At 66.6% G+C, this 17,780-nt stretch carries 17 protein-coding genes; 11 read left to right on the top strand and 6 right to left on the bottom strand.

Annotation, left to right across the window (positions count from 1 at the left end; genetic code table 11):
* The first annotated feature begins 9 nt into the window (after positions 1-9).
* The 11 genes from atpB (at position 10) to HF203_RS06740 (ending at position 12,663) form a co-directional block, all read left to right on the top strand.
* Entirely contained in the window at positions 10-879 is an 870-nt protein-coding gene (atpB, locus tag HF203_RS06790) for a F0F1 ATP synthase subunit A (protein WP_168667950.1), read from the top strand.
* 43 nt (positions 880-922) lie between these two features.
* A complete protein-coding gene (gene atpE / locus HF203_RS06785; protein WP_005222005.1) occupies positions 923-1,174 on the top strand; it encodes a F0F1 ATP synthase subunit C in 252 nt (83 codons plus the stop codon).
* 72 nt (positions 1,175-1,246) lie between these two features.
* Complete coding sequence (locus tag HF203_RS06780) at positions 1,247-1,717, top strand: F0F1 ATP synthase subunit B (RefSeq protein ID WP_168667948.1); 471 nt, start codon at positions 1,247-1,249, stop codon at positions 1,715-1,717.
* Positions 1,718-1,726: 9 nt separating this feature from the next.
* A complete protein-coding gene (locus HF203_RS06775; protein WP_168667946.1) occupies positions 1,727-2,266 on the top strand; it encodes a F0F1 ATP synthase subunit delta in 540 nt (179 codons plus the stop codon).
* Positions 2,267-2,279: 13 nt separating this feature from the next.
* Positions 2,280-3,821 (top strand): F0F1 ATP synthase subunit alpha, encoded by a 1,542-nt coding sequence (gene atpA / locus HF203_RS06770; RefSeq protein WP_168667944.1) that lies wholly within the window; start codon positions 2,280-2,282, stop codon positions 3,819-3,821.
* Between the two features lie 141 nt (positions 3,822-3,962).
* Positions 3,963-4,832 (top strand): F0F1 ATP synthase subunit gamma, encoded by an 870-nt coding sequence (gene atpG / locus HF203_RS06765; RefSeq protein WP_168667942.1) that lies wholly within the window; start codon positions 3,963-3,965, stop codon positions 4,830-4,832.
* Positions 4,833-4,919: 87 nt separating this feature from the next.
* On the top strand, positions 4,920-6,302 hold the full coding sequence (atpD, locus tag HF203_RS06760; RefSeq protein ID WP_168667940.1) for a F0F1 ATP synthase subunit beta: 1,383 nt from the start codon (positions 4,920-4,922) through the stop codon (positions 6,300-6,302).
* Positions 6,303-6,314: 12 nt separating this feature from the next.
* Positions 6,315-6,740: a F0F1 ATP synthase subunit epsilon gene (locus HF203_RS06755; protein ID WP_168667938.1), complete on the top strand. Its 426-nt coding sequence runs from the start codon at positions 6,315-6,317 to the stop codon at positions 6,738-6,740.
* Between the two features lie 272 nt (positions 6,741-7,012).
* Positions 7,013-8,383: a bifunctional UDP-N-acetylglucosamine diphosphorylase/glucosamine-1-phosphate N-acetyltransferase GlmU gene (gene glmU / locus HF203_RS06750; protein ID WP_168667936.1), complete on the top strand. Its 1,371-nt coding sequence runs from the start codon at positions 7,013-7,015 to the stop codon at positions 8,381-8,383.
* A 13-nt stretch (positions 8,384-8,396) separates the two neighbouring features.
* Complete coding sequence (glmS, locus tag HF203_RS06745) at positions 8,397-10,229, top strand: glutamine--fructose-6-phosphate transaminase (isomerizing) (RefSeq protein WP_168667934.1); 1,833 nt, start codon at positions 8,397-8,399, stop codon at positions 10,227-10,229.
* A gap of 205 nt (positions 10,230-10,434) precedes the next feature.
* Positions 10,435-12,663: a DUF1631 domain-containing protein gene (locus tag HF203_RS06740; RefSeq protein WP_168667932.1), complete on the top strand. Its 2,229-nt coding sequence runs from the start codon at positions 10,435-10,437 to the stop codon at positions 12,661-12,663.
* Here the strand turns inward: HF203_RS06740 and HF203_RS06735 are convergent.
* From HF203_RS06735 to hypB, 6 genes are all read right to left on the bottom strand, one after another.
* A complete protein-coding gene (locus tag HF203_RS06735; protein ID WP_168667930.1) occupies positions 12,660-13,694 on the bottom strand; it encodes an NAD-dependent epimerase/dehydratase family protein in 1,035 nt (344 codons plus the stop codon). The genes HF203_RS06740 and HF203_RS06735 overlap by 4 nt on opposite strands.
* Complete coding sequence (locus HF203_RS06730) at positions 13,691-14,572, bottom strand: glycosyltransferase family 2 protein (RefSeq protein ID WP_168667928.1); 882 nt, start codon at positions 14,570-14,572, stop codon at positions 13,691-13,693. Before HF203_RS06730 ends, HF203_RS06735 begins: the two co-directional genes overlap by 4 nt.
* Positions 14,569-15,582 (bottom strand): glycosyltransferase family 2 protein, encoded by a 1,014-nt coding sequence (locus HF203_RS06725; protein WP_168667926.1) that lies wholly within the window; start codon positions 15,580-15,582, stop codon positions 14,569-14,571. Before HF203_RS06725 ends, HF203_RS06730 begins: the two co-directional genes overlap by 4 nt.
* 106 nt (positions 15,583-15,688) lie before the next feature.
* On the bottom strand, positions 15,689-16,162 hold the full coding sequence (locus HF203_RS06720) for a DUF302 domain-containing protein (protein ID WP_168667924.1): 474 nt from the start codon (positions 16,160-16,162) through the stop codon (positions 15,689-15,691).
* 206 nt (positions 16,163-16,368) lie between these two features.
* A complete protein-coding gene (locus HF203_RS06715) occupies positions 16,369-16,848 on the bottom strand; it encodes a hypothetical protein (protein WP_343043891.1) in 480 nt (159 codons plus the stop codon).
* 49 nt (positions 16,849-16,897) lie between these two features.
* Positions 16,898-17,770, bottom strand: coding sequence for a hydrogenase nickel incorporation protein HypB (gene hypB / locus HF203_RS06710; protein ID WP_168667922.1), 873 nt, complete (start codon positions 17,768-17,770; stop codon positions 16,898-16,900).
* Positions 17,771-17,780: the final 10 nt, after the last annotated feature.

The following is a 17,780-nucleotide window of genomic DNA, read 5'->3' as shown; positions in this document are numbered from 1 at the left end:
GAATGATCGATGGCTGCTACCGAAACGCTCACCGCTGAACAATACATTCAACACCATCTGACCAACCTCACTCTCGGCTTCCACCCCGAGCACGGCTTCGGGCTCGCGCACAGCAGCGCGGAGGCCGCAGAGATGGGCTTCTGGGCGATCAACCTGGACACCATGTTCTTCTCGATCCTGCTCGGCGCCCTGTTCCTCTGGTTCTTCAGAGGGGTGGCAGAACGCGTCAGCGCCGGCGTACCGGGCGCAGCGCAGAACTTCGTCGAGTGGATCGTCGATTTCGTCGAGGACAACGTCCGCGGCTCTTTCAGTGGCAAGAACCCGATGGTCGCCCCGCTGGCGCTGACCATCTTCGCCTGGGTCTTCCTGATGAACCTGATGGACCTGCTCCCGGTCGATCTGGTGCCCTATCTGTTCGGCCACTTCATGGCCCTGTTCGGCGCCGATCCGCATCACGTCTATCTCAAGATCGTGCCCACCACCGATCCCAACGCCACCTTCGCCATGGCGCTGATGGTCTTCATCCTGGTGCTCTACTACAGCTTCAAGATGAAGGGCGTCGGTGGCTTCCTCGGCGAGCTGACCCTGCAGCCATTCGGCAAGTGGGGTATGCCCGCCAACCTGGTGCTCGAAGGGATCAGTCTGATCTCCAAGCCGATCTCGCTCGCCCTGCGACTGTTCGGCAACATGTACGCCGGCGAGATGATCTTCATCCTGATCGCCTTGCTCTACGGTGGCAGCCTCGCGCTCAACGTCACCGGCGGCGTTCTGCAGTTCGTGTGGGCCGTGTTCCACATCCTGATCATCACGCTGCAGGCGTTCATCTTCATGGTGCTGACCATCGTCTATCTCGACATGGCACACCAGGAGCATCACTAAACCCCGTTTTTCAAGGCTCTGACCTTCAATCCTGGAGAGAACTATGGAACTCGAAGTCGCACAAGCATTCGCAGAGGTCATCAAGTACATCGGCGCTGGCCTGATGCTGGGTCTGGGCGCAGTCGGCGCCGGCGTTGGCATCGGCGTCCTCGGCGGTCGCTTCCTGGAGGGCGCTGCCCGTCAGCCCGAGCTCATCCCGATGCTGCGCACCCAGTTCTTCATCGTCATGGGCCTGGTCGACGCACTGCCCGTCATCGCGATCGCCATGGGTCTGTTCCTGATGTTCGCTGCCTAGCGCGCATCCTGCTCCCTCCCGCGGGCCGAGAAGACTCCTCGCCCACATGAGGCTCAGGCAAGAGGCATAGGTATGAATATCAATCTGACTCTGTTCGCCCAGATGATCACCTTCGCGGTGTTCGTCGGGTTCTGTATGAAGTATGTGTGGCCGCCCATCGTCAACGCGTTGGCGGAGCGCAAGGCCAAGATCGCCGAAGGTCTCGCCGCCGCCGAACGTGGCCATCAGGAGCAGGCCCTCGGGGAGCAACGCGCACTCGAGCTGATGAAGGAGGCCAAGGCCTCCGCCGCCGAGATCGTCGGCCAGGCCCAGAAACGGGCCACCGACATCGTCGAGGAGGCCAAGAGCGACGCCCGGACCGAGGGTGATCGGCTGCTCGCCGCGGCGCGTGCCGAGATCGAACAGGAGACCAACCGCGCACGCGAAGAACTGCGTGAGCGCGTCTCCACGCTCGCCGTCGCGGCGGCGGAGAAGATCCTCCAGAAGGAGATCAACGTCGACGCCCACAAGTCGATCGTCGACTCGTTCGCAAAGCAGCTCTAGGGAATACCCATGGCCGGAGACATCACCACCATCGCACGGCCTTACGCCGAGGCGGCCTTCGAGCGCGCGAAGGAAACCGGACAGGTCGAGGCATGGTCCGACGCGCTCGGGCGGTTGGCCGCGGTGACCGGCGACCCGCAGATGGTCGCTCTGATCGCCAACCCCAACGTGTCCCGCGAGACCATCCGCGACATCACCCTCGAAGTCTGTGGCGAGGACCTGCCGGAGGAGGTCACCAACCTGCTCCGGTTGCTCGCCGACAACGCACGCCTGGCGGCCGTTCCCGAGATCGCCCGACTGTTCGAAGTCAGCCGCAGTGCCGACGAAGGCATGCGGCACGTGTTTGTGCGCAGTGCGTTCGAGATCGACGAGGCTCAGCGTGCGGCGTTGGCCACCGCGCTGTCCTCGCGTCTCGGCGGGCAGGTGGAGGTCACGGTCGAGACCGACAGCACGCTGATTGGTGGACTCGAGATCCGTGCCGGGGACCTGGTGATCGACGACACGGTCCGCGGCAAGATCGACCGACTCGCCAACGCATTGCAATTCTGAACGGGACACCGCCATGCAACTGAATCCATCCGAGATCAGTGATCTCATCAAGCAGAAGATCGAGAAATACGATCTTCAAACCGAGGCCCGGACCGAGGGCACCATCGTCAGTCTGACCGACGGCATCGTGCGTATCCACGGCCTGTCCGACGCTCAGTACTACGAGATGCTGGAGTTCCCCGGCAACACCTACGGCCTGGCGCTGAACCTCGAGCGCGACTCGGTCGGTGCGGTGGTGCTCGGTGACTACACCAACCTCTCCGAGGGCGACTGGGTGCGCTGCACCGGGCGCGTGCTCGAGGTGCCGGTCGGCGAGGGTCTGCTCGGCCGCGTGGTCGACGCCCTCGGCAACCCGATCGACGGCAAGGGCCCGATCGAGGCCGCTGCCACCTCCCCGATCGAGAAGCAGGCGCCCGGCGTCATCGCCCGTCAGTCGGTCGATGAGCCGATGCAGACCGGTCTCAAGGCGATCGACGCCATGGTGCCGGTCGGTCGTGGCCAGCGTGAGCTGATCATCGGCGACCGCCAGACCGGTAAGACCGCGGTGGCGATCGATGCGATCATCAACCAGAAGGACACCGGCGTTAAGTGCATCTACGTCGCGGTCGGTCAAAAGAACTCGACCATCGCGGCCCTGGTGCGCAAGCTCGAAGAGCACGGCGCGATGGATCACACCATCATCGTCTCCGCTGGCGCCTCGGACTCGGCCGCGATGCAGTTCATCGCCCCTTACGCCGGCTGCGCCATGGGCGAGTACTTCCGTGACAAGGGCGAGGATGCGCTGATCGTCTACGACGACCTCACCAAGCAGGCTTGGGCCTATCGTCAGGTCTCGCTGCTGCTGCGTCGTCCGCCGGGACGTGAGGCCTACCCCGGTGACGTCTTCTACCTGCACTCGCGTCTGCTCGAGCGCGCCGCGCGCGTCAATGCCGACTTTGTCGAGAAGGCCACCAACGGAGCGGTCAAGGGTAAGACCGGCTCGCTCACCGCGCTGCCGATCATCGAGACCCAGGCCGGCGACGTCTCGGCGTTCGTGCCGACCAACGTGATCTCGATCACCGACGGTCAGATCTTCCTCGAGACCGACCTCTTCAACGCGGGTATCCGTCCGGCCATCAACGCCGGTCTGTCGGTGTCGCGAGTCGGTGGTTCGGCCCAGACCAAGGTGATCAAGAAGCTTGGCGGTGGTATCCGTCTGGCACTGGCGCAGTATCGTGAGCTGGCTGCCTTCTCGCAGTTCGCCTCCGACCTCGACGAGGCCACCCGCAAGCAGCTGCAACGCGGTGAGCGTGTGACCGAGCTGATGAAGCAGTCGCAGTACTCGCCGATGGGCGTCGGCCAGATGGCCGTCTCGCTGTTCGCGGCCAACGAGGGCTACCTCGACGACGTCGATGTCCACAAGGTGGTCGACTTCGAGGCGGCGCTGCAGGGCTACATGAAGTCCCAGCAGGCCGAGCTGCTCGCCAAGATCGACTCGACCGGCGGCTTCGGTGACGAGATCCAGCAGGGTCTGCACGCGGCGCTCAAGGACTTCAAGGCGAACAATACTTGGTAAGCGCCCGCATCCACATGCGTCCGACCGCCGCTCTACGGCGGTCGGACGCTGTCGAGACCTTACAACCGACCCGAATCAAACAGGCGCCACGACCGACCTTCGAGTCGGAGATCAGGCGCTGGAAGCTGGGAGCTTGATCAAATGGCAGGCGCCAAAGAAATCCGCACCAAGATTGCGAGCATCAAGAGCACGCAGAAGATCACTTCCGCCATGGAGATGGTTGCAGCATCGAAGATGCGCAAGGCGCAGGATCGTATGTCTGCCTCCCGGCCCTATGCGGACAAGATGCTCCAGGTGATCCACCATCTGGCGCAAGCGACGCCCGAGTACCGTCACACCTTCATGGCCACGGAACGCCCGCGCAAGCGCGTCGGCTATATCGTGGTTTCCTCCGATCGTGGCCTGTGCGGCGGCCTCAACAGCAACCTGTTCCGCCGTCTGAGTGCCGAGATCAAGGAGCAGCAGGCCGCTGGCGTCGAACCGGTCTTCTGTGCCATCGGCAGCAAGGCGCTGGGGTTCTTCAAGCGCTTCGGTGGCAAGGTGCTGGCGCAGGCGACCCACCTTGGTGACACCCCGCACATCGAGGATCTGATCGGCACCGTCAAGGTGATGCTCGACGCCTTCGAGGCCGGCGAGATCGACGCGATCTACGTCGCCAGCAACGAATTCGTCAACACCATGACGCAGCGCCCGGAGATCCGCCAGCTGGTGCCCATTGCCCCCGCCGAGAAGCCGGAAGAGGCATTGCCCTACCACTGGGACTACATCTACGAGCCGGATGCACACACCGTCCTCGACGCCCTGCTCACCCGCTACATCGAGTCGCTGGTCTATCAGAGCGTGGTCGAGAACGTCGCCTGCGAGCAGGCCGCGCGGATGGTCGCGATGAAGGCCGCCTCGGACAACGCCGGCAACCTGATCGACGAACTCCAGCTCGTCTACAACAAGGCGCGCCAGGCCGCAATCACCCAGGAAATCTCCGAGATCGTGAGCGGCGCCGCGGCGGTTTGACCCACCGCCGGCTGACCCCGGCGAACCCGGCCAGGATCAGACCCAGACAGAATCGCTAGACGCCGCAAGGCAGAAGAGGAAAAGACTATGAGTTCCGGTAACGTGGTGGAAATCATCGGCGCGGTGGTGGACGTACAGTTCCCACGCGGCGAGATGCCCAAGGTCTATGAAGCACTGAAGATCGAGTCCGTCGGCCTCACCCTCGAGGTGCAGCAGCAGCTCGGTGACGGTGTCGTGCGCACCATCGCCATGGGCTCGACCGACGGCCTGCAGCGTGGCCTCGAGGTCGCCGCCACCGGCGCCCCGATCCAGGTCCCGGTGGGCCAGAAGACCCTCGGCCGCATCATGAACGTGCTCGGTGATGCCATCGACGAGCAGGGCGAGATCGGCGCCGAGGAGACCTGGTCGATCCACCGTCCCGCGCCCAAGCTCGAGGACCAGTCGACCACCACCGAGATCCTCGAGACCGGCATCAAGGTCGTCGACCTGATCATGCCGATCGCCAAGGGCGGCAAGGTCGGGCTGTTCGGTGGCGCCGGTGTCGGCAAGACCGTGACCCTGATGGAGCTCATTCGTAACATCGCCGCCGAGCACTCCGGTTTCTCGGTGTTCGCCGGTGTCGGCGAACGTACCCGTGAGGGTAACGACTTCTATCACGAGATGAAGGAGTCGAACGTCCTCGACAAGGTCGCCCTGGTCTACGGTCAGATGAACGAGCCGCCCGGCAACCGTCTGCGCGTCGCCCTGACCGGCCTGACCATGGCCGAGTATTTCCGCGACGAAGGCCGTGACGTGCTGCTGTTCGTCGACAACATCTACCGCTACACCCTCGCCGGTACCGAGGTCTCGGCACTGCTCGGGCGCATGCCCTCGGCGGTGGGTTATCAGCCGACCCTGGCCTCGGAGATGGGCGCCCTGCAGGAGCGCATCACCTCCACCAAGACCGGCTCGATCACCTCCTTCCAGGCCGTCTACGTGCCCGCCGACGACCTCACCGACCCGTCGCCGGCCACCACCTTCGCGCACCTCGACGCCACCCTGGTGCTGTCGCGTCAGATCTCTGAGCTGGGTATCTACCCCGCCGTCGATCCGCTCGACTCGACCAGCCGTATCCTCGACCCCAACGTCGTCGGCCAGGAGCACTACGAGACCGCGCGTGCGGTGCAGGGCACCCTGCAGCGCTACAAGGAGCTCAAGGACATCATCGCCATCCTCGGCATGGACGAGCTCTCCGACGAGGACAAGCTGTCGGTGTCGCGCGCCCGTAAGATCCAGCGCTTCCTGTCGCAGCCGTTCTTCGTCGCCGAGGTCTTCACCGGCGCGCCCGGCAAGTTCGTCTCGATCAAGGACACCATTGCCGGCTTCAAGGCCATCGTCAACGGCGAGTACGACCACCTGCCCGAGCAGGCCTTCTACATGGTCGGTAGCATCGAGGAAGCGGTGGCCAAGGCCGAAAAGATGGCCAACTAACGGAGACCACCCATGGCAATGACGATCCACGTCGATATCGTGAGCGCCGAGGGCGCCATCCACTCCGGGCAGGCGACCATGGTGTACGCCAGCGCGGAGGTGGGCGAGGTGGGCATCGCGCCCCGCCACACCGCCTTCATCAGCCGTCTCAAGCCCGGCGACGTCCGGGTGGAGAACGAGCAGGGCGAGCAGGAGCACTTCTATGTCTCCGGCGGCATGCTCGAGGTCCAGCCGAACGTGGTCACGGTCCTTGCCGACACCGCGATCCGGGCCGCGAACCTCGACGAGGCGGCGGCCCAGGAGGCCAAGCGTCGCGCCGAGGAAGCGCTGGCCGGGCAGCAGGCCGGGTTCGAGTACGCCAAGGCCCAGGCCGAACTGGCCGAGGCGATCGCTCAGCTGCGCGCGATCGAGAAGCTGCGCAAGACCAAGCGCAGCTGATCGTCGGGCGCCTAGCGCACTGCTCGCACTCAGACGCCCCGGTCGCGAGACCGGGGCGTTTTTTTTGCGTACTCGCCGCCGTCCCCTACAGTGCAACAAGCTTGACGCTGGGAAAGGGCCCGGCGCATGCTTTCGACAGACACGCGAGCGCGACGCGTGCACACTTCATGCTCGCGCACCGGCCCCCCGATGGCTAGGATAAGCACCGAGCACGGCACCCGAGACACGCCCCGTCGCTCCCCATCGACAACCCCAGCAAGGATCATCCAGACATGAAGTTAGGCGTCGTGATACTGGCCGCCGGTCTCGGCAAACGGATGCGATCAAAGCGCCCCAAGGTCCTCCATCCGCTCGCCGGTCGACCGTTGCTCGGTCATGTCCTCGAGGCCGCCATGGCGATCAAACCGACACGCATCGTGGTCGTTCATGGGCACGCCGGCGAACAGGTCCGAGCGGCCCTGGGTGATGTGCCCTGCACCTGGGTCGAGCAGGCCGAGCAGCGCGGCACCGCGCACGCGGTGATGCAGGCGATGCCCGAACTCGCCGATCTCGACCGCGTGCTGGTGCTCTATGGCGATGTACCGCTGATCTCGCCGACCACCCTCGAGCGGCTGATCGCCGCCGCCGAGACCACGCCGCTGGCACTACTGACCGCCGACCTGCCGGATCCTACCGGCTATGGTCGCATCCTGCGCGACCCCACGGGGCGCATCGAGCGCATCGTCGAGGAACGCGACGCCGACGCACAGCAGCGCCGTATCCGCGAATCGAACACGGGGTTCCTGGTCGCCGACCGCGCCTGCCTCGCCGATTGGCTCTCGCGTATCGACGACGACAACGCCCAGGGCGAGTACTACCTCACCGACGTCACCGCACTGGCCGCGGCCGACGGCATCAGCGTGGCGAGCGCCCGTCCCGACAGCCTGACCGAGGTCTCCGGGGTCAACGACCGGGTCCAGCTCGCCGCGCTCGAGCGTGCTTGGCAGCGCCACCAGGCCGAGCAACTGATGCGCGCCGGCGTCACCCTGCAGGACCCGACCCGCTTCGACCTGCGCGGTCGGCTGAGCGCCGCCAGCGACTGCACCATCGACGTCAATGTCGTCATCGAGGGCGAGGTCGAGATCGCCGAAGGGGTCCACATCGGCCCCAACTGCGTGCTGCGCGACTGCGCCATCGGCGCCAACACCGAGATCCTCGCCAACTGCGTGATCGAGGGCGCTCGGGTCGGCGCCGACGCCCGCATCGGTCCCTTCGCGCGACTGCGCCCGGGCAGCGAGCTGGCCGATGCTACCCATGTCGGCAACTTCGTCGAGACCAAGAACACCCGCCTCGGCGCCGGCAGCAAGGCCAATCATCTGACCTATCTGGGGGACGCCAGCATCGGCGCCGGGGTCAACATCGGCGCCGGCACCATCACCTGCAACTACGACGGCGTCAACAAGTCACGCACCGAGATCGGCGAGGGCGCCTTCATCGGCTCGAACAGCGCATTGGTCGCCCCGGTGACCATCGGCGCGGGCGCCACCATCGGCGCCGGTTCGGTGATCACCCGGCACGCCCCCGCTGAACAACTCACCCTCTCGCGAGCCCGTCAGCACAGCATCAGCAGCTGGCAGCGCCCCCAGAAACAGCAGAAATCTTAGGGAGTTCCCGTCTATGTGTGGCATCGTCGGCGCCATCGCCCAACGCCCGGTCGCAGCCATCCTGCTCGAGGGGCTGAAGCGGCTCGAATATCGCGGCTACGACTCTGCGGGTATCGCCATCCTCGAGGCACAGGGGCAGCTCAACCGCTCCCGCACCCTCGGCAAGGTCGCGCGCCTGGCCGAGGAGGTCGCCGCCCACCCCTTGCCCGGGTTGCTCGGTATCGCCCATACCCGTTGGGCGACCCACGGCGAGCCGGCCACCCACAACGCCCATCCGCACATCTGTCGCGACCGCTGCGCGATCGTCCACAACGGCATCATCGAGAACCACGAGCAGCTACGGCTCACCCAGCGTGAGCACGGCCACCGCTTCACCTCGGAGACCGACACCGAGGTGGTGGTGCACGCCATCTACGACCAGCTCGCCGCCGGTCACGGACTGCTCGAGGCGGTGCGCAACACCACCACCGCACTACAGGGGGCCTATGCCCTAGGGGTGATCGATAGCGAAGACCCCGAGCGCCTGGTGGCCGCCCGCGAGGGCAGCCCGTTGGTGATCGGCGTCGGCTTCGGCGAGCACTTCATCGCCTCGGATGTGTTCGCGCTGCTACCGGTCACCCACCGCTTCATCTTCCTCGAGGAAGGCGACATCGCCGAGCTCACCCGCGAACGGGTGCGTATCTGGGACCGTGACGGGCGCGAGGTCGAGCGTCCGATCAAGACCTCCAGCCTGGCGCTCGACGCCGCCGAGCGTGGCGAGTACCGCCATTACATGCTCAAGGAGATCTTCGAGCAGCCACAGGCGATCGCCGACACCCTCGATGACCGGCTCAGCGGCACCCAATTGCGTCCCGAGTGCTTCGGCAACGAGGCCGAGGCGCTGTTCGCCGACATCAAGGCCGTGACCATCGTCGCCTGCGGCACCAGCCACCACGCCGCGCAGGTCGCCCGTTACTGGATCGAGGCCTTCGCCGGACTGCCGTGCAGCGTCGAGGTCGCCAGCGAGTACCGCTACCGCCATCATGTGGTCCCCGAACAGGCGCTGTTCGTCACCCTCTCGCAGTCGGGCGAGACCGCCGACACCCTGGCCGCGCTGCGCCAGGCCAAGCAGAGCGGTTATCGCGCCACCCTGGCGATCTGTAACGTCCCCGAGAGTTCTCTGGTCCGCGAGTCCGATCTGGTGCTGCTCACCCATGCCGGGCCCGAGATCGGGGTGGCCTCGACCAAGGCCTTCACCACCCAGCTCGTCGCCCTACTGCTGCTGACCCTGGCACTCGGGCGCGGGCGCGGGATCGATGAGACCGAGGAGACGCGGCTGGTCGGGTTGCTGCGCTCGCTGCCGATCAAGGTCGAGGAGGTGTTGCGGCTCGACGAACGCATCGCGCTGCTCGCCGAGTCCTTCGTCGACAAGCAGCACACCCTCTTCCTGGGCCGTGGTGAGCAGTACCCGATCGCCATGGAGGGCGCACTCAAGCTCAAGGAGATCTCCTACATCCATGCCGAGGCCTACCCCGCCGGTGAGCTCAAGCACGGCCCGTTGGCGCTGATCGACGAGCAGATGCCGGTGGTCGCGGTGGCGCCCAACAACGCCCTGCTCGAGAAGCTCAAGTCCAACCTCGAGGAGGTCCGCGCGCGTGGGGGGCAACTCTATGTCTTCGCCGACTACCAGGTCCCACTCGACGAGAGCGACGGGGTCACCGTCATCCGCCTCCCCGAGACCGACGATCTGCTCGACCCCTTGGTCTTCACCATCCCGCTACAGCTGCTCGCCTATCATGTCGCCGTGCTCAAGGGCACCGACGTCGACCAGCCACGCAACCTGGCCAAGTCGGTGACCGTCGAGTGAGGCCAGCGGCAATACCGCTGTGACCGGGTTGACAGTGCAACCAGAGCGCCGGCATATACTCTGCAAGTAGGAGGAACAGACCCGGAGGAGGGGACCGGGTCTACACCGGCCGAACATAGACCCACAGTCGACCGCCTTTCCGTCCCCGTCGCCCGGACGCGCGCGGCAGGACGCGCCGCGCCGTCCCTGTCTTCTGGAACCAACCATGGCCGACAGACCCTCATCCAACGTCGTCCCACTCGCCGGTCGCGACCTCCCGTCGGAGGCACCGGCGACGGTCGATCCCGCCACCCTGCTCGCCGGCTGTCGCGACCGCCTCGCGCATGGCCTCGCCACCGTCTTCGCCCAACACCTCGATAGCGCCAACGACGACTTCCTCGGCATGGCCGACCGCGCCACCAGTCTCGAGCAGCAGCAGCTCTATTTCGCTGCCATGGACTTTCTCTCCGGGCATGGACAGCTGCTGCTGCAGCACTTCCGCGGCGCCTACGTCACCCTGTTCGAACACGCCATCGGGCGGCTGCGCGGCCAAGCCCCAACGGCAGAGCAGGGCGCTCAGGAAGGGCTTGAGCTGACCCTGGTCGACACCGACGACTTCGAGCGCGACCTGGCCATCGCCAAGCTCTCGGCTCGCGCCACCTGCAACGGTTCGCAACAGCTCACCGCACTCGACCGCCGGCTCGCGACACTGCTACAGCTGCCACGCATCGGCCAAGACGACAATCCACTGTATCCACGCGCGTTCTTCACCGCGATGCTCGACGCCCTCGGCACACTCGATGCCGGCGAACCGCTCGCGCTGGTCCTGCTGCAGGAGTTCGAGCGCCAGACCTCGGCCGAGTTGCCCGGCATCTATGCCACGATCAACCGCTTCCTCGCCGAGGCCGGCGTCCTCCCCGACATCCCACTCGCCGGTCCACAGCGTGCGTTGCGCAGCCAGCCGCTCGATGCCACCGACACTCAGCCACTCAGCGGCGCCCCCTCTCCCGCCTCGGCACGACACGGCGAGACCGCGAGCAGCGACGTCTTCGAACGCTTGGTCGAGGCACTACAGGCCGTAACCGGTCGCCAGCCACCACCGCCCCAACCGCCACCGACGTCGCGATCCCAGACCCTCGACATCGCCGAACTCATCCACGCCCTCACCGGGTTGCAGCGTGGCGCCAGCACCCAACTCCCCGGGCTCGGCGACACCCCCATCGACCCAGCGCACAACGACGCCCTGCGCCAGATCCGCGCCACCCCCATGGCCAACGGGTCGCACCCAGTCGACGCACTCACCATCGACATCGTCTCGATGTTGTTCGATGCCATCTTCAAGGACCCCGAGCTCTCCGCCGGGCTGCGCGCCGAGCTGGCCAAGCTACAGATCCCGGTGCTCAAGGTCGCCCTGATCGACAAGCACTTCTTCTCCGACCGCCGTCATCCGGCACGCCGCCTGCTCGATCTCATCGCCAGCGCCGGACTCGGTCGCGGCGAGGAGGACGAGCCGCGCCTGCTCGAACAGGTCCGCCGCATCGTCGACGCGGTGATCGACGGCTTCGATGACGACATCGATGTCTTCGCCCACCAACTCCAGGCGCTCGAGCACTTTCTCGAGGAAGAGGAGGCGCGGGCCCAGAGCAAGGCGAGCAAGGTGCTCGACGAACTCGAACGACGCGATCGACGCGAGGTCGCCGAGCGATGTGTCGCCACCACCCTCACCGAGCATGCCCACCCGGACGCCCCGGCACTGATCGGCGACTTCATCGCCGAACACTGGCGTCAGGTACTGATCACGGTGTTCGTCGACGCCGGTGAGGACAGCGACGACTGGCGCGAGACGGTACGAGTGATGGAGGACCTGCTGTGGTCGATCGAGCCCAAGCACACCCCGGAGGATCGCGACCACCTGCTCACCCTGCTCCCGGACCTCATCACCCGGCTGCGCAAGGGGCTCGAACGGGTCGACCAGGAGACCTCCTGGGACAGCTTCTTCGGTCAGCTGATCCGACTGCACATGGCCGCGCTGCATCGCGAGACGGCGGACGAGGAGAACGCATCGCCCCCGCCATCATCCCCCCCGTCGACAACGGCCGTGGCGCCGCCCCCCCCGCCGTCGAGCACCGCGATCACACCGCCAGCCGATGACGACACCGATGACGAGGCCGATCACCACCTGCGACTCGCCCGCGCGCTCGAGGTCGGCGCTTGGGTCGAGTTCCAGAGCCTGCGCGGCACCCGCAAGACACTGCGCCTGAGCTGGGTCAGCGAGTACCGTGGGGTCTACCTGTTCACCAACCGCCAGGGTGACAACGCCCTCACCCTCGCCACCACCAGCCTCGCCAATCACCTGCGCAAGGGCAGCGCCCGACTGCTCAGCCGCGACCCGCTCACCGAGCGCGCGGTCAGCCAGGTACTCGAGCAGCAACCGGGCGAGCCCACCGACGACTAGTCGGCACGCGCCTCTCTGGCGCGCACCAAGCCCTCGATCTCCTCATCGAGCCGGTACCGCGCGCGAAAGCCCAGCTCGCGCTCGAGCGTGGCCGAGGAGAACCAGGCATCGCCGACGAGCTTGTCGAGTCCCTCCAGGGTCAAGGGCATGCGCCGACCGAGCAGGCGCTCGCCGAGCGTGCCGGCCCCGGCGGCGGCGCGCAGCGCCCACAGCGGCACCGTCCAGCGCGGCACCGGACGACCGAGCGCGCGACAGATGCACTCGTAGATCCAACGCGTGGAATAGGCGCCGCCGTCGGTCACGCAATAAGTCCGCCCGGCGCTCGCCGGGTGGGCGACGGCGAGCAGCACTGCCGCCACCGCATCCTCGACGTGCACCGCCGAGCGATGGTTGTCGATCCGTGGCCAGGGCGGGAAGCGATGGGCGGCGACGGCGGCGATCATCCGCGCCAGGTTGCCCTCCCCCGCCAGCCCGTAGACCATCGGCAGGCGCAGCACGCAGCCGGGGATGTCGAGCGCCGCGGCGCTCGCCAGCAACTCTCCCTCGGCGACCAGCTTGGCGCGCCCGTAGGCGGTCTCGGGCGCGGGCTCGACCTCGTCGGGGCCGACCGGATGGCCGCGCGCCCCGGTCGCATCCCCCATCGCCTTGACCGTGCTGAGATAGAGCATCCGCCGCAGCGACCCGGCGCTGCGCGCCTCGGCCAACAATGCGCGCGAGCCCTCGGCGGTCACCGTCCAGTGTCCCGGGGCCTCGTAGATGTCGGGCTCATCGGCTGCCGGGGCATAGCTGGCGAGATGGATCAGGGTCTCGACCCCGGCGCAGACCCCGGCGAGGGTCTCGGGGCGGGCGAGATCGGCGCAGCGCGCCTCCACCCTCTGTCCCGGCCACAGCCGCTCGACCACCGCCGGCGCACGGCTGACCACCGCCACCCGCTGACCGTGCGCGAGCAGCGCCTCGACCAGCACCCGCCCCACTCGGCCGGTGGCACCGGTGACCAGCACCAGCCCGAGTTCACCCGCGCGCAGGCTCATGCCGTCCGCCCCCACCGCAGCCACTGACGCGCGACCAGCAGCCCCAGGTGCAGACGGATACCGAGGATCACCAGCCAGCTGAACGGGCGCGGATAGCGCCGGTACTGGAACTTGCGATAGAAACGCTCCATGCCGCGATGTTTGTGGCGCTCGACGGCCAGCGGATCACCACCGCTGCAGGCGCCCTTGTGGTGCACCACCTCGACCCCGGGCACCAGCAGCACCCGCCAGCCGGCCTCAGCAAAGCGCACGAACCAGTCGAGGTCCTCGCAGTGCAGGAAATAGCCCTCGTCGAGCGGGCCGACCTGCTCGAGCGCGGCGCGGCGCACGAACATGAACGAGCCCGAGGTCGCCTCGACCAGCACCGGCTCGCGCGGCGGCGGCAGATGACGCTGATCGAGTCCGGCGCCACCGAGCCGCTCCAGTCCGAGCAGGCGGCGCAGCGCAATCCAGGGATCGGGGATGGCACGCCGACAGGCGACCTGCTCGGCACCGTCCGGATCGCGCACCATGCACCCGGCGATCCCCGCCTCGGGATGGGCCTCGAGCGCCTCGACCATACGCCCGAGGGTGTCGGGGGCGACGATACAGTCGGGATTGAGGAACAGCAGCCAGGGCGCACCGGCCAGCGGCAGGGCACGGTTGTTGCCCTTGGCGAAGCCGAGATTGACGCCGTTCTCGACGATCCGCAGCCGCGCATCGGCACCGACCCGCGCGCGCAACCGCGTGAGACTATCGTCGACCGAGCCGTTGTCGCTGACGATCACCTCGACGGTAACCGTGGAACCGAGCACCGCCGTCACGCACTCGGCGAGCAACGCCCCGGCGTTGTAGTTGACGACGATGACGCTGACGATCGCTCCCTGCGCGGACGTCATGAGACCTGCGCCCGACTACGTTGTAGCAACGCCCGCCAGCCATGGGTCAGGCTGCGCGCCAGCACCGCCGACTCGACACGCCGACACGCCTGACGCGCCTGACGCTTGCGGAGACTGTTCTGCAAACCCCGCAGTGCATCGCGTTTGGCGCGAGCCACCACACCCAACTGACCGCGCCGCCAGCCGACCACCAACGCGGCCAGGTTCACCAAGACGAATAACGGCATCGAGCGCCACAGCAGCGCACCGGGCATATTCTGCAGATAGGTCCACACCATGTTGCGCTGCCCGTAGTAGGTCGAGAAGTCGCTGCGATAGCCGGTCACGGCCGAGCCCAGGTGAACCACCCGGGCCGCCGGCACATACCAGCAACGCTCCCCCGCCAGGCGCAGACGAAAGGCCAGATCGACGTCCTCCAGATAACAGAAGAAGTCCTCATCGAACCCCCCGACCTCCTCGAAGGCCTGACGGCGATACATGGCCGCCGCCGCACAGGGGGCAAAGACCTCTCCGGCACCCAACGAGGGACGGTCGACCTGACCATGGCGCCGGCGCCAGACTAGACCGGAGGTGTGATAGCAATCGCCCGCGCCGTCGAGTCGACCCGAGGCGTCGTCACACAACAGACAGGACGAGAACATCGCGTATCCGGGCCGCTCATGTGCGGCCTTCAGCATCTGTTCCAGCCAGTCCGGTGCCGGGAAGGCATCGGGGTTCAGGGTCACCACCCAGGTCGTCTCCGGTGCCTCACGCACGCCGAGGTTGTTCGCTGCGGCAAAGCCGAGGTTCTGGTCACTGCGCACGAGCAGCAGCTCGGGGTAGTCCTGTTCCAGGCCCTCGAGACTGCCATCGCTGCTCGCGTTGTCGACCAGCACGACGGCTCGCGGCTTCAGGCACTGAGCGGCGAGCGCCGCAAGACAACGACGCAGGTAGTCACCCGCGTTGTAATTGACGATGACCACCACGGCATCGGCTTGATCGCCAGCGGTGATCGACAAAGAGGCTTTCATTGTTCGAATCCTGGGAAGAGTGCGGATGCCGTCCAGTGTCTCCGCAACAAGCTCCATACGTGTGACGGCGGCTCGACCGGCTCACCCCGATCGAGCAAGGGAGACATCACCACGCCAACGCGGCGCGGGCAAGGTCATCGAGCAGCTCGGCGACCTCGCGCATCACCGGGCTCGCGGCCTGCAGCTCGGCGGGGATAGCGCGATAGGCGGCATGGACGGTCGCAGGGTCATCGGGAAGGGTGTAGAGGCTGACCACGAAGGGGCAGTTGACGATCCGCGTCGGGTCCTCGCGCATCATCTCGCGCGAGAGCACGGCGCTGCAGAACTCCACCGAGCGCGCCTCGCCGTAGACCGGCTCAGTGAAGCCGAGGTCCTCGGCGGTACGTGCGAACATCTCGGCCAGGTCGAGGACGTTGTTGATATAGAGGCCGCGCTCGAGGATCGCCGCCCGCAACCCGTCGAGCGCGGCCTCGAAGCTGGTCTCGGCCCGGTGAACGACGGCATCGCCGGCGGCCAGTGACGACGAGAGCGGAGTACAGAGCAGCACCAGCACGCAGAGCGCGCGAGTGATCGGTGACATCGGCGGCGACCTCCAGTCGATGAAGTCCAGATAACCAGCGGCATCTTAGAGCATATCGGGATACAGCGATCGTTCGAGCGGCGATCGAGCAGGGCTGGCGGCTGGCGGCTTAGCGACGAAATGATCACGTCTGGCGCCCCAGCCCACGGACACGACATCGCAGCCGGCACGACAAGCAGCAGCGACGACCGCCAGCGCCAGCGCGATCAGTACTGGTTCATCGGGCGGAAGGCGGGCGACTGCGGCCATTCCCCCGGTGCCGGCCCTTGCTGCCACTCACCAGGGGGCTGGGCCTGCGGCTGCTGCGGGCCACCACGCTGACGCGCCTCAAGTTCCTCGATGCGGCGTTTGAGCGCCTCGATCTCATCGGCGGTTGCGGCGGGCGCACCCAGCGCCGGCGCTGGCTGGCCCTGGACACCGGGATAATGCGGCGCTGGCGCATAGGGCATGCCATAACCACCGTAGGGGACACCGTAGCCGGGGCCATAACCGCCATAGGGTCCGTAGGGTGGTGCATAGGGACCATAGGGGCCGTCATTGTAGTCGTCGTAGCGATCTCCCCCCATCCATCGTCCGGGGTTCATCATGTCGCCGAAGTTGAACGCCGCCACCGTCGGCACCTGCGCCAGCAAGGCGAGCAGCGCGACGGCGCGCGCGGAACGTCTGGTGAACATTGGGACTGACACTGAGGTTCCTCCTCGAGACTTGACCGGATCCTGGTGATGCAGTGGACGCTCAGCCGTGGCTGTGCGCGGCCTGGTGGAAGTGGCCATGACCGTGATGCTCGCCCTCCTGACCGTCGCCGTGCAAGGCGCCATCGGGCTGGATCAACGGATGGATGGTGCGCCCGAGCGCACGCCTGGTGTCCTGCGCCTGCAGCTCGTCGCGCAACCACATCAGCCAAGACTCGAACTGACCGGAGCGACGGGTGGAGATCACCTCGAAGGGCACCACACTCGCCAGTGCCCGCAGGTGACGTTCGGCGCGCTCGGGATCGAAGTCCTCGAGCACCGGCAGCAGATCGCCCTTGGTGCAGAGCACCAGATCGGCGGCGCGGAAGATCACCGGGTACTTGGCCGGCTTGTCGTCGCCCTCGGGCACCGACAGCAGGGTGACGTTGCGGTGTTGGCCGAGGTCGAAGCTCGCCGGGCAGACCAGGTTGCCGACGTTCTCGATGAACAACAGGTCGATACCGTTGAGATCGAGCTGATGCAGCGCCTGATGGACCATGTGGGCGTCGAGATGACAGGCACTACCGGTGGCGATCTGCACCGCCTGCACGCCCTTGGCGCGGATGCGTTCGGCGTCGTTCTCGGTCTCGAGGTCGCCCTCGATCACCGCGATCCGGCAGCTCGGCCCGAGCACCTCGATGGTCGCCTCGAGCAGGCTGGTCTTGCCCGCCCCGGGCGAAGACATCAGGTTGATCGCCAACACCCCGTGGCGATCGAAGTGCTCGCGGTTGTGGCGAGCCTGATGGTCGTTCTCCGAGAGCAGGTTACGTAGCACGCTGATCGCCGCGCGACCGTCCTCGGTCCGGGCATGGCGTCCACCATCGCGCACCAGGTGCTCATTGCCGGGGGTGATGTTGCAGCCACAGGTATCGCACATGACGAGATCT

The organism is Marichromatium bheemlicum, assembly GCF_012276755.1.
In the GTDB taxonomy this organism is placed as follows: domain Bacteria; phylum Pseudomonadota; class Gammaproteobacteria; order Chromatiales; family Chromatiaceae; genus Marichromatium; species Marichromatium bheemlicum.
Note: the sequence above shows the minus strand (reverse complement) of the source record. Positions and strands in the feature narration are given on the sequence as shown.